Here is an 11,919-nt window from a genome sequence, read left to right on the forward strand (position 1 = left end):
GCTGCCCTACCTCAGAGGACCGAATGAACCCAGCCAGAAGCACGGCCGCCGCGACCGTGCTCGCCACCGCGGCGGGCCTGCTCGCCGCCGTCGTCACCCCCGCCTCCGCGGCGGTCAGTTGCACCTCCCCCGTCTTCAAGCGGGCGTTCTACGCGAACACCACCTTCTCCGGCGCCCCGAAGAAGACGGACTGCGACAGCGTGATCGACCAGAACTGGGGCACGGGCGCCCCCGCGTCCGGCCTGCCGTCGAACAAGTTCGGCGTCCGCTGGACGGTGACCCGGGACTTCGGCTCCGGGGGGCCGTTCACCCTCAGCGCCTCCGGTCTCGACGGCATCCGGGTCTACCTGGACCCGGGCACCGAGAACGCCCGCAAGCTCAGCCTGTGGACGAACACCTCCACCACCGTCTCCAAGACCGTCGGCGTCACCATCCCCGAGGGCAAGCACACCCTGCGCGTCGACTACGTCAACTGGACCGGCTCCGCCAAGGTCAAGTTCGCCTACACACCCCGCACTTCGGCGAGCGTCGACAAGGTCGGCCCCCTCACCCCGGCGGGCGCCGCGGTGACGTACGACCGGACCACCGGCAAGGCCAGGGTGAGCTGGGCGAAGAACAAGGAGATGGACCTCGCGGGGTACCGGATCTACCGGCGCGAGAAGGGCGGTGCCCATCCCGCCACCCCGCTGGCGACGACGACTTCGCTCGCGTACACCGACGCCACCCTCCCGGTCACCGGCGCCGCCTACGAGTACACGGTCCGCGCCTACGACAAGGCAGGCAACGAGTCCTCGGGCACGGCGGCCCTGCCCGTCACCACCGCCGACCGGACGGCGCCTGCCGTGCCGGGCGGGCTGAGCACCGCCTCCGAGCTGGACGGGCTGTGGATCGGCTGGAGTGCCGTCGAGGGAGCCGCGTCGTACCGGGTGTACCGGGCGGCGAGCGCGGACGGGACGTACACGCGGGTGGCGACCGCCTCCGGGGTCTCCTCCGTGGACACCTCGGCCGAGGAGGGCGCCACCGCCTTCTACCGGGTGACCTCCCTCGACGCGGCCGGCAACGAGTCCGCGCCCTCCGCCGCCGTCAGCGGCAAGCGCAAGGACCTCACCCCGCCGTCCGCGGTGACCGGGGTGGAGGTCACGCCGACCGAGTACGGCTTCCTGGTGACCTGGGACGCCAACCCCACCCCCGACCTGGCGCGTTACGTGGTGCGCCGGGGCGAGCTGTGGGGGGACGAGGAGGCGCGCGTGTGCTCCCTCCACCCGGGCTACTACGTGTCCGCCGACACCACCTCGTACGAGTACCAGACCGTCCCGGACGGTGAGGAGTCCTGCTTCATCGTCGATGCCGTGGACGACGACGGGAACTCCTCCTTCCAGTGGACCGGCGAGGCGCAGATCGTCGTCGCGACCGAGCTGGACCTGGCGACACCCGACTCGACGGCATGAGGAAATCGGCATGAGAGAACCGGGCCCACCGCGGTGGGCCCGGTTCCTTCGTGCGCTCGCGCGCCGCGCTCAGTCCGACTGCTGCCGCTTGGGCCGCCACACCACCAGCGCGCTGGTCTGCTGGACCTCCTGATACGGCACCAGGTCGCGGCGGTACGACGCGTGCACCGCTGCCTCCCGCTGCTGCATCGCCGCCGCCGCGCCGTCCAGGGCCGACTGGAGTTCGGCGACCCGGTTCTGCAGGGCCGCCACCTGGTTCTCCAGCTCGATGATCCGCTTGATGCCGGCCAGGTTGATGCCCTCGTCCTGCGACAACTGCTGCACCTGGCGGAGCAGTTCGATGTCGCGGGCCGAGTAGCGCCGGCCCCGCCCGGCGGTGCGGTCCGGGGAGACGAGGCCGAGCCGGTCGTACTGGCGCAGCGTCTGCGGGTGCAGACCGGAGAGCTGGGCCGCCACCGAGATGACGTAGACCGGGGTCTCCTCGGTCAGCTCATACGGGTTGCGTCGACGGCCGTCCATCTGGCATCAAGCTCCCTTCGCGGACTGGAACAGCTCCGCCCGCGGATCCTCACCCGCGGTCGCCTCGCGATACGCCTCCAGTGCGTCACGAGCCTTCCCCGTCAGGTCCTTCGGGACACTCACCTCGACGGTGACCAGCAGGTCCCCGCGGGTGCCGTCCTTGCGGACCGCGCCCTTGCCCCGGGCCCGCATGGTGCGGCCGTTGGGGGTGCCGGGCGGCAGCTTCAGGGTGACCGGCGGTCCGCCCAGGGTGGGCACCCTGACCTCGCCGCCGAGGGCCGCCTCCGGATACGTCACCGGGACGGTCACCGTGAGGTTGTCGCCCTTGCGGCCGAACACCGGGTGGGTGTCCACATGCACCGTGACGTACAGGTCTCCGGCCGGGCCGCCCCGCTCGCCGGGCGCGCCCTTGCCGCGCAGCCGGATGCGCTGGTTGTCGCTCACCCCGGCCGGGATGCGCACCTGCATGGTCCGCGACGACTTCGCGCGACCGCTGCCCTTGCAGATCTCGCAGGGGGTCTCCGCGATCAGACCGCGGCCCTTGCAGTCCGGGCAGGGGTCGGTCAGCGAGAATCCGCCGCCGGAGCCCCGGGCCACCTGGCCGGTGCCGACACAGGTCGGGCACACCCGCGGGTTGCCGTTCTTGTCGCCGGTGCCCGAACAGGCCTTGCACGGAGACTGCGAGGACATCCTGAGGGGCACGGTCGCGCCCTCGATCGCCTCGGTGAAGGTGAGCGTGACCTCGGTGTCGATGTCCTGGCCGCGCCTGGGCTGGACCCGGGTGGTACCCGCGCCGCCCCGGTTGAACAGTCCCCCGAAGACGTCACCGAGTCCGCCGCCGAAGCCGCCCGCTCCCTGGCCGCCCTGGGCGGCGCCGCCGAAGAGGTCGCCCAGGTCGAAGTTGAACGAGCCGCCGCCCGCTCCCGGCCCCGGACGGAACCCGCCGTTGCCGAAGAGGGCGCGTGCCTCGTCGTACTCCTTGCGCTTCTTGGGGTCGCCGAGGATGTCGTTGGCCTCGGAGATCTCCTTGAAGCGCTCCTCGGCCTTGGTGTTGCCCTTGTTGGCGTCCGGGTGGTACTCGCGGGCGAGTTTGCGGTACGCCTTCTTGATCTCGGCCTCGGTGGCGTCCTTGGGGACGCCGAGGACCTTGTAGTAGTCCTTCTCGATGAAGTCCTTGGTGCTCATCCCCGACGTCCCTCCTTCCCGTGATCAGCCCTCTTCAGAGCTGCTGTCCTTCTCCTCGCCGGCCTCGGACGCCTCCTCGGCCTTCACCGTCTGCGCGCCCGGCTGCGGTTCGGCGACGGCCACCCGCGCGGGGCGGATGGTGCGCTCGCCGATGCGATACCCCGGCTGGAGGATCGCGACGCAGGTCGTCTCGGTGACATCCGGCGCGTAGCTGTGCATCAGGGCCTCGTGGATCGTCGGGTCGAAGGGCTCGCCCTCCTTGCCGAACTGCTGCAGACCCATCTTCGCCGCGACGGTCTCCAGCGACTCCGCGACGGACTTGAAGCCGCCGACGAGCTCGCCGTGCTCCCGGGCGCGGCCGATGTCGTCGAGCACGGGCAGGAGCTCGGTCAGGAGGTTCGCGACGGCGATCTCCCGCACCGTGATCCGGTCCCGCTCCACGCGGCGGCGGTAGTTCTGGAACTCGGCCTGGAGCCGCTGCAGGTCCGCGGTGCGCTCGTCGAGCGACTTGCGCACCTGGTCCAGCTGGGCCGTCAGGCCGGCGATCTGTGCTGCGTCCCCGGCCGGGGCCGCCCCCTCGTCGTCCGACGGGGTGGCGGCCTGCGGCTCGGCGTCGTCGGGGGTCGCGCCGGAGGGGACGTCGGGCTTCTCCTCGAAGCCCGGGGTCTCCTCGGTCACGCGGCACCGTCCTTGCGCTCGTCGTCGACGATCTCGGCGTCGACGACATCGTCGTCGGCCTTCGGGGCCTCGTCACCGGCGGACGCGCCGCCCGCGGCCTGGGCGCCCTGGGCGTCGGCGTACATCGCCTGGCCGAGCTTCTGCGAGACCGCGGCGACCTTCTCGGTGGCGGTACGGATCTCGGTGCTGTCCTCGCCCTTGAGCGCGGCCTTCAGCTCCTCGACGGACGCCTCGACCTCGGTCTTGATCTCGCCCGGGACCTTGTCCTCGTTGTCCTTGAGGAACTTCTCGGTCTGGTAGACGAGCTGCTCGCCCTGGTTGCGGGTCTCGGCGGCCTCGCGGCGCTTGTGGTCCTCCTCCGCGTACTGCTCGGCCTCCTGGCGCATGCGGTCGACCTCGTCCTTCGGCAGCGAGGAGCCGCCGGTGACGGTCATCTTCTGCTCCTTGCCCGTGCCCAGGTCCTTCGCGGTCACGTGCATGATGCCGTTGGCGTCGATGTCGAAGGAGACCTCGATCTGCGGGACGCCACGCGGCGCCGGCGGCAGACCGGTCAGCTCGAACATCCCGAGCTTCTTGTTGTACGCCGCGATCTCGCGCTCGCCCTGGTAGACCTGGATCTGCACGGACGGCTGGTTGTCCTCGGCCGTCGTGAAGATCTCGGACCGCTTGGTCGGGATCGTGGTGTTGCGCTCGATGAGCTTGGTCATGATGCCGCCCTTGGTCTCGATGCCGAGGGACAGCGGGGTCACGTCGAGGAGCAGGACGTCCTTGACCTCGCCCTTGAGGACACCGGCCTGGAGCGAGGCGCCGATGGCGACGACCTCGTCCGGGTTCACACCCTTGTTGGCCTCCTTGCCGCCGGTCAGCTCCTTGACGAGCTCGGCGACGGCGGGCATGCGGGTGGAGCCACCGACGAGGACGACGTGGTCGATCTCGTTGATGGAGATGCCGGCGTCCTTGATGACGTTGTGGAACGGCGTCTTGCAGCGCTCCAGCAGGTCGGCCGTCAGCTGCTGGAACTGAGCGCGGGTGAGCTTCTCGTCCAGGTGCAGCGGGCCCTCGGCGGACGCCGTGATGTAGGGCAGGTTGATCGAGGTCTCGGTGGAGGAGGACAGCTCGATCTTGGCCTTCTCGGCGGCCTCGCGGAGGCGCTGGAGGGCCATCTTGTCCTTGCCGAGGTCCACGCCGTGACCGGACTTGAACTGCTGCACCAGGTAGTCGACGACGCGCTGGTCCCAGTCGTCACCACCGAGGTGGTTGTCGCCGTTGGTGGCCTTCACCTCGACGACGCCGTCGCCGATCTCCAGCAGGGACACGTCGAAGGTGCCGCCGCCGAGGTCGAAGACGAGGATCGTCTGGTCGTCCTTGTCGAGGCCGTAGGCGAGGGCCGCCGCGGTCGGCTCGTTGACGATGCGCAGGACGTTCAGACCGGCGATCTCACCGGCCTCCTTGGTGGCCTGGCGCTCGGAGTCGTTGAAGTACGCCGGGACGGTGATGACCGCGTCGGTCACCTTCTCGCCCAGGTAGGACTCGGCGTCCCGCTTCAGCTTCTGCAGGATGAAGGCGGAGATCTGCTGCGGGTTGAAGGGCTTCCCGTCCAGCTCGATCTTCCAGTCGGTGCCCATGTGGCGCTTCACGGACCGGATGGTCCGGTCCACGTTGGTGACCGCCTGACGCTTGGCCACCTCGCCGACGAGCACCTCGCCGTTCTTCGCGAAGGCGACGACGGACGGCGTGGTCCTGGCGCCCTCGGCGTTGGTGATGACGGTGGGCTCGCCGCCCTCCAGAACGCTGACGACGGAGTTAGTCGTGCCCAGGTCGATGCCGACCGCACGTGCCATGGTTGATTCCTCCAGCTGACTTGAGTGGAACGGACTCAAGTGTGCATGAGCCGCCCCTCCCGGTCAACAGACCTGAGTCACCAGGGCTCAACTCTTATCCGTTCCTTACACGCAACTGCGGCCTGACCTGCAAGGATGCCGTAGGGCGAGGCCGCGTCCGTTTGACTTTCAGCAGCAGGAGTACGGCGATCAAGGCCGCGGCGCCCACCCAGAGCGCCGCCGACGCGGCGATCCACCCCAGGTGCACCAGCACCCCGACGAGCACCCCGCCGAAGCCGCCCGCACCGAGGACGACGGCCGCCCCCTGCGCGGTGAGCCCGAGCCGCCGCAGCCGGTGGGCGAGATGGTCGGGCCCGCCGCGCAGCACCGGCCGCCCGGCGAGCCGGCGCGCCGCGACCACCAGGACGACGTCGGCGCTCGCCACGGCGGTGAGCGCGAAGAGCGCCCCCGCGCTGGCGGAGCCCTCGTACCCGGCGCGGGTCAGCACGGCCGCCGAGGCGAGCAGGAACCCGGTGAACAGGGAGCCGCAGGCGCCGAGTCCCACGCGCGCGGGGGGCCAGTTGTGCATGAGGAACCCGGTGAGCGCGGCGGCCAGCACGCTCAGCAGCACCGCGAGCCCGTCCATCACCTCGGCCGCCGCACAGGCGCCCACCCCGAAGGCGGTGACCACGGCCACGGTCCCGGCGAGCGCGTCCGCGTGATCGAGCGACCGGAAGGCGAGCGTCACGCCCACGATCCAGCCGACGGCGGCCAGACCGCCCAGCACCCCGGTCTCCTCGTACGGCACCGCGCAGGCCGCCGCCACGGCCGTACCGCCCACCAGGAACCGCGCCTTGACCCGCCGCACGTCGGCGACCAGGCCGAGCGCGGCGACCGCCGCGGCCGCGACGAGCAGCCGGGCGATGTCCGAGCCGAGGGGGGCGAAGCCCGTCCGGTCGCCGGCCGCCGCGACCAGACAGGTGACGAGCACGACGGCCACACCGCCGCCCAGCGGCAGGGCACGCCGGCACCGCCGGTCCAGCAGCCCCAGGCGCAGGGCGGGAGCCCGGACCAGGGCGGTGAGGACGGCGGAGAGGAGCAGGGCGGCGGTGGCGGCGGCGATCCCGTAGAGCACGGCTCTAAATTAGCGCCGTATGTACTAATTTGGCGTGAATAACACGATCGGTTCTTAAGGCAACCCTCAGCGACACAGATCACCGAGGCGCTGACTACAGTGCGACGGAGGATGGGGGTAGTCTCAGACGGACTGCATAAGTTACCGCTTAGTAATACCGCTAAGTGTCCTCCCCGAAGAACCTCGCAGGCCCGAGGAGCCCCGAAATGCAACTCGCCGCGATCATCGTGTCGATGGTCCTCATGGCAGTCGGCGTCGCCCTGTTCGGCCGTGCCATCCTGCAGATCGTCCGCTTCATGATGCTCGGCCAGCCGCTCCCGGCGGGGGCCCGGACCAACGACCCCGTCCTGCGGACCGTCACCGTGGCCAAGGAGTTCCTCGGCCACACCCGGATGAACCGCTGGGGCGTCGTCGGCATCGCGCACTGGTTCGTGGCGATCGGCTTCTACACGCTGCTGCTGACCATCGTGAACGCCATCGGCCAGCTCTTCCAGGCCGACTGGCTGCTGCCGGTCATCGGCGAATGGGCGCCGTACAACGTCTTCGTCGAGTTCATCGGCACCATGACGGTCCTCGGCATCCTGGTGCTGATCGTCATCCGGCAGCTGTCGCGGCCGGGCAAGGCGGGCCGCAAGTCCCGGTTCGCGGGCTCCAACACGGGCCAGGCGTACTTCGTCGAGGCGGTCATCCTCACCGTCGGCGTCTGCATCTTCATGCTGCACGCCCTCGAGGGCGCCCAGCACCACGTGGACAGCTACGAAGCCTCGTTCTTCATCTCGTACCCCGTGGTCTCCGCCCTGGAGGGCCTGGACCTCTCGACGCTCCAGAACCTCACCTACTTCTTCGCGGCCCTGAAGATCGCGGCCTCCTTCATCTGGATGATCACGGTCGCCCTGAAGACCGACATGGGCGTGGCCTGGCACCGCTTCCTGGCCTTCCCGAACATCTGGTTCAAGCGCAACGCCGACGGCGCCACCTCGCTGGGCGCGCTGCTGCCGATGACCTCCGGCGGCAAGCCGATCGACTTCACCGACCCCGGCGAGGACGACGTCTTCGGTGTCTCCCAGGTCGAGCAGTTCTCCTGGAAGGGCCTGCTGGACTTCTCCACCTGCACCGAGTGCGGCCGCTGCCAGTCGCAGTGCCCGGCCTGGAACACCGGCAAGCCGCTCTCCCCGAAGCTCCTCATCATGTCGCTGCGCGACCACGCGCACGCCAAGGCGCCGTACCTGCTCGCGGGCGGCGGCAAGACGATGGAGGGCGAGGAGAAGGCGTCCGAGGAGCAGCTGGCCCAGGTGCCCGCCGCCGCGCTGGCCGAGGCCGAGCGTCCGCTCATCGGCACCGCCGAGGAGAACGGCGTCATCGACCCGGACGTCCTGTGGTCCTGCACCACCTGCGGCGCCTGCGTGGAGCAGTGCCCGGTGGACATCGAGCACATCGACCACATCGTCGACATGCGCCGCTACCAGGTGATGATCGAGTCCGCGTTCCCGTCCGAGGCGGGCACGATGCTCAAGAACCTGGAGAAGAAGGGCAACCCCTGGGGCCTGGCCAAGAAGCAGCGCCTGGAGTGGACGAAGGAAGTCGACTTCGAGGTGCCGGTCGTCGGCAAGGACATCGAGGACCTGTCCGAGGTCGAGTACCTGTACTGGGTGGGCTGCGCCGGCGCCCTGGAGGACCGCGCCAAGAAGACCACCAAGGCCTTCGCGGAGCTCCTCCACATGGCGGGCGTCAGCTTCGCCATCATGGGCGGCGACGAGAAGTGCACCGGTGACTCCGCCCGCCGCCTCGGCAACGAGCCCCTGTTCCAGGAACTCGGCATGGAGAACGTGGCCGCGCTGAACATGGCGTTCGGCGAGGATGACGACGACGAGTCGACCAAGAAGCCGAAGACGGCCAAGAAGATCGTCGCCACCTGCCCGCACTGCCTCAACACGCTCGGCAACGAGTACCCGCAGCTCGGCGGCGACTACGAGGTCATCCACCACACCCAGCTGCTGCAGCACCTGGTGGACGAGGGCAAGCTGGTCCCGGTGACCCCGGTCGAGGGCATCATCACCTACCACGACCCCTGCTACCTGGGCCGCCACAACAAGATCTACACGCCGCCGCGCGAGATCATCGCCAACGTCCCGGGCCTGCGCAACGAGGAGATGCACCGCCACAAGGAGCGGGGCTTCTGCTGCGGCGCCGGTGGCGCGCGGATGTGGATGGAGGAGCGGATCGGCAAGCGCATCAACAACGAGCGCGTGGACGAGGCCCTGTCCGTGAACCCGGACATCGTCTCGACGGCCTGCCCGTTCTGCCTGGTGATGCTGACCGACTCGGTCAACGGCAAGAAGAACGAGGGCAAGGCCAAGGAGTCGATCCAGGTCGTCGACGTCGCCCAGCTCCTGCTGGAGTCCGTGAAGACCCCGGCCGACCCGGAGGACGCCGCGGAGACGGAGAGCGAGCCCGAGCCGGAGCCGGTGAAGTAACGGCCGCCGCGCCACGACGGACGCCCCCTGCCCGCCCGGGTGGGGGGCGTTTGCCGTGATGGCCCACACTGGGACCAAGGAACCGATCCGGGAAGGCTGCGGCATGATCATCTTCGGTACCAAGGGCTACCTGTACCAGCTGGCGATACTCACCCTGATCTGCGCCCAGTGCGGCAACCCCGCCGCGCACACCCTGCGCAAGCGGGTCACCAAGTTCACGCTCTTCTTCGTGCCGCTGTTCCCGGTCTCGACGAAGTACGCCACTCAGTGCACCTTCTGCGGCGCCGAGCAGAAGGTGACGAAGGAACAGGCCGAGCAACTGCAGGCGCAGGGCGCGGGGGGCGCCGCCCAGCCGTACGGGCAGCCGCAGCAGCAGCAGCCGTACCAGTGACGCCCCACCACTGACGCTCAGGCCGCCGGGCGGGGCTGCGGGACGCGCACCCGGCGCACCAGCAGTCCGAGCACGGTGGCGTTGACCAGTCCGGCCACCGCCACTGCCGCGCTGAAGACGGCCGGGCTCAGCCACTCCACCGCCTGGACGGGAGTGGTCACCAGCAGGGCGAGGAAGCTGAACGGCGCCGTGGTGATCAGCGGATAGATGCCGGCGAACCCCGCGTCCGGCGAGAGATACACGGCGTACAGAAAGAACCCGACCGACGCGGCGACGAGCGCGAGATACCCGCGCGAGAGCCAGTTGTCGGTGGCGGGGGCCAGCAGGGTGCGAAGACGGCGGCTGCGGGGGCGGGAGGAGCGCTCCATGTGTGTGTCCTTTGTCCGGGGCGTGGGAGTGGTCGGGGCGATCAGTGCCGCAGGAGCCGACTTCACGCGTGCCGCGCGGCGCGGCTGTCGTGGATGTGGTGGGTGAGCGTGCCGACCGCGGCCGCGTTGATCAGTGCGGACAGCAGCAGCCATCCGGCCGAGAAGGTCAGGGCGAGCGTCTGGGCCGGTCCGCCGCCCTCGGTGCCCGGGCCGAAGGGGAGGGCGATCGTCATGGTGGACAGCGGCGCCGTGAGCAGCGGATGGGCCGAGGCGAAGAGGCTGTCCGGGAAGACGAACGCGGCCCCGAGCGAGGCCGCGCAGACGCCCAGATAGCCCCGGGCGGGCCAGCTGTCCGTGGCGAGCGCGAGCAGCCTGCGCGGGCGGGAGTCCTTCGGCATGGTCAGTCCCCTGAGATCGTCGTCCGTGGTGCGGTGAGATCCACAGTGGCCCGGCGGGCGCGGCCGGACATGAGTACGCGTACCTAACGGCAGCGGTGGGGCGTACCCACCCCACCCCTGTCGCCGTCGCTCGAACACATGCATCATGTCGAGGTCGTTGCCAGTGATGCTGACGAGGTGAGCGGTGCGCGTGCGAAGCAGCGGGACCTGTGTGGCTGCCCTGTTCCTGCTCGCCGCCTGCGGGCCGGCCCCGGACACCGCGACCCCGGACACCGCGGCCCCCACCCGGACCCCCTCTCCGTCGGTGCGGGCCGCCGACGCCCCGGCCGTACTGCCGGTCCCGCGCGGCGACGGCAGCCGCACCCCGGACGACTTCAACGGCGACGGCCACCGCGACCTCGTCCTCGACGAACTGGCCAGGCCGCAGCCGCACGCCGACGACCCGGGCATCGGCATCGTCTACGGCGGCACCCGCGGCCTCCTCCCCGGCGCCCGCCAGCTCCTGAGCCCCGCCGAACACGCCGCCGCGACCGACGGCCGGCTCCCGGCGCTGTTCGAGGCGGAGACCGCCTGCGACCTGGACGGCGACGGCTTCACCGACCTCGTCGTCGCCACCGATCCGCCCTACGACGGCCAGGGGCAGCCGCCGGTCCCGCTCCAGCTGCTCTTCGGCTCGCCCGGGGGCCTGACCGGCAAGGGCGTCGTCCTGGTCGTCCCCGCCCGGGCCCGCGTCGGCAACGACTGGCCGGACCGGCCGGTGTGCGGCGACTTCGACGGCGACGGCGCCGAGGACCTGGTCCTGCACGCCTCCGGCGGCCGGCTGAGCTTCCTGCGCGGCCCGTTCAGCCGCGCGGGCGCCCCCGAGACCGCCGCCGCCCCGATCGCCGCCCCCGGCAACCTCCCCACCGGCCCGGCCACCGACGTCGACCTCGACGGCGACGACGACCTGCTGATCCGTACCGCGGAGGGCTCCGGCCCCTCCACCGTGGTCCTCGGCGGCCCCGAGGGCCCGACCGGCGCCGGCGCCGCCCTGCCCGCCGGGATCGACGTCGCCCTCGGCGCCTTCGGCGAGGGCAAGGCGCTGGACGCCGCCGTCGGCACCATGGGCGAAACGTCCCTGCGCTACGACCTCCCCACCGCCGCCCGCGCCACCCTCGCCTCCGCCGGTTCGATGCTCGACGCCGCCGACTTCGACGGGGACGGCCTGAGCGAACTCGTCTCCAGCGGGGCCCGCCTGCGGCTCTTCCCCGGCCGTACGGCGGGACTGTCGACCCGGGGCATGGTCACCGTCGAACCGGCCGCGTCCGGCACCACCCGTGTGGTGTCCGTCGCCGACCTCGACGGCGACGGCCGGGCCGACCTGACCGTGCGGACGTACGCGAGCCAGACGCGCGACACCGTGGCCGTGTATCCGGGCACGGAACAGGGTCTGGTCGCACAGGAACCGGCGGTCACGTTCTCGACGGCCGGGTTCCTGAGCCGCTGACGCCCGGGCGGCTCACA

The 11,919-nt window shown here is 70.7% G+C and carries 11 protein-coding genes; 4 read left to right on the forward strand and 7 right to left on the reverse strand.

Annotation, left to right across the window (positions count from 1 at the left end; genetic code table 11):
• Nucleotides 1-23 precede the first annotated feature (23 nt).
• Nucleotides 24-1,448: a PA14 domain-containing protein gene (locus ACWD1Z_RS14335; RefSeq protein ID WP_451118569.1), complete on the forward strand. Its 1,425-nt coding sequence runs from the start codon at nucleotides 24-26 to the stop codon at nucleotides 1,446-1,448.
• A gap of 69 nt (nucleotides 1,449-1,517) precedes the next feature.
• Here ACWD1Z_RS14335 and ACWD1Z_RS14340 read toward each other — a convergent pair whose 3' ends face one another.
• The 5 genes from ACWD1Z_RS14340 to ACWD1Z_RS14360 form a co-directional block, all read right to left on the reverse strand.
• Nucleotides 1,518-1,967 (reverse strand): heat shock protein transcriptional repressor HspR, encoded by a 450-nt coding sequence (locus ACWD1Z_RS14340; protein ID WP_351984515.1) that lies wholly within the window; start codon nucleotides 1,965-1,967, stop codon nucleotides 1,518-1,520.
• A gap of 6 nt (nucleotides 1,968-1,973) precedes the next feature.
• Nucleotides 1,974-3,152: a molecular chaperone DnaJ gene (dnaJ, locus tag ACWD1Z_RS14345; RefSeq protein ID WP_451118571.1), complete on the reverse strand. Its 1,179-nt coding sequence runs from the start codon at nucleotides 3,150-3,152 to the stop codon at nucleotides 1,974-1,976.
• 24 nt (nucleotides 3,153-3,176) lie between these two features.
• On the reverse strand, nucleotides 3,177-3,830 hold the full coding sequence (gene grpE, locus ACWD1Z_RS14350) for a nucleotide exchange factor GrpE (protein WP_451118572.1): 654 nt from the start codon (nucleotides 3,828-3,830) through the stop codon (nucleotides 3,177-3,179).
• Nucleotides 3,827-5,671, reverse strand: coding sequence for a molecular chaperone DnaK (dnaK, locus tag ACWD1Z_RS14355; RefSeq protein WP_451118574.1), 1,845 nt, complete (start codon nucleotides 5,669-5,671; stop codon nucleotides 3,827-3,829). The genes grpE and dnaK overlap by 4 nt, the downstream gene beginning before the upstream one ends.
• Nucleotides 5,672-5,765: 94 nt before the next feature.
• Nucleotides 5,766-6,785 carry an MraY family glycosyltransferase gene (locus tag ACWD1Z_RS14360; RefSeq protein ID WP_451118576.1) on the reverse strand — a complete coding sequence of 340 codons (1,020 nt, stop codon included), beginning with the start codon at nucleotides 6,783-6,785 and terminating at the stop codon, nucleotides 5,766-5,768.
• Nucleotides 6,786-6,991: 206 nt separating this feature from the next.
• Here ACWD1Z_RS14360 and ACWD1Z_RS14365 point away from each other — a divergent pair, with 206 nt between their 5' ends.
• On the forward strand, nucleotides 6,992-9,259 hold the full coding sequence (locus tag ACWD1Z_RS14365) for a (Fe-S)-binding protein (RefSeq protein ID WP_451118578.1): 2,268 nt from the start codon (nucleotides 6,992-6,994) through the stop codon (nucleotides 9,257-9,259).
• A gap of 103 nt (nucleotides 9,260-9,362) precedes the next feature.
• Entirely contained in the window at nucleotides 9,363-9,650 is a 288-nt protein-coding gene (locus tag ACWD1Z_RS14370) for a zinc-ribbon domain-containing protein (RefSeq protein ID WP_451118580.1), read from the forward strand.
• A gap of 17 nt (nucleotides 9,651-9,667) precedes the next feature.
• Here ACWD1Z_RS14370 and ACWD1Z_RS14375 read toward each other — a convergent pair whose 3' ends face one another.
• Nucleotides 9,668-10,018 carry an SCO4225 family membrane protein gene (locus tag ACWD1Z_RS14375; RefSeq protein ID WP_451118581.1) on the reverse strand — a complete coding sequence of 117 codons (351 nt, stop codon included), beginning with the start codon at nucleotides 10,016-10,018 and terminating at the stop codon, nucleotides 9,668-9,670.
• Nucleotides 10,019-10,080: 62 nt separating this feature from the next.
• Nucleotides 10,081-10,416: an SCO4225 family membrane protein gene (locus ACWD1Z_RS14380; protein ID WP_451118583.1), complete on the reverse strand. Its 336-nt coding sequence runs from the start codon at nucleotides 10,414-10,416 to the stop codon at nucleotides 10,081-10,083.
• 184 nt (nucleotides 10,417-10,600) lie between these two features.
• Between ACWD1Z_RS14380 and ACWD1Z_RS14385 the strand changes: the two genes are divergently transcribed.
• The gene (locus ACWD1Z_RS14385; protein WP_451118585.1) at nucleotides 10,601-11,902 is read left to right on the forward strand and encodes an FG-GAP repeat domain-containing protein; all 1,302 of its coding nucleotides are present in this window, start codon (nucleotides 10,601-10,603) and stop codon (nucleotides 11,900-11,902) included.
• Nucleotides 11,903-11,919: the final 17 nt, after the last annotated feature.

Source organism: Streptomyces sp. NPDC002784 (assembly GCF_053592135.1).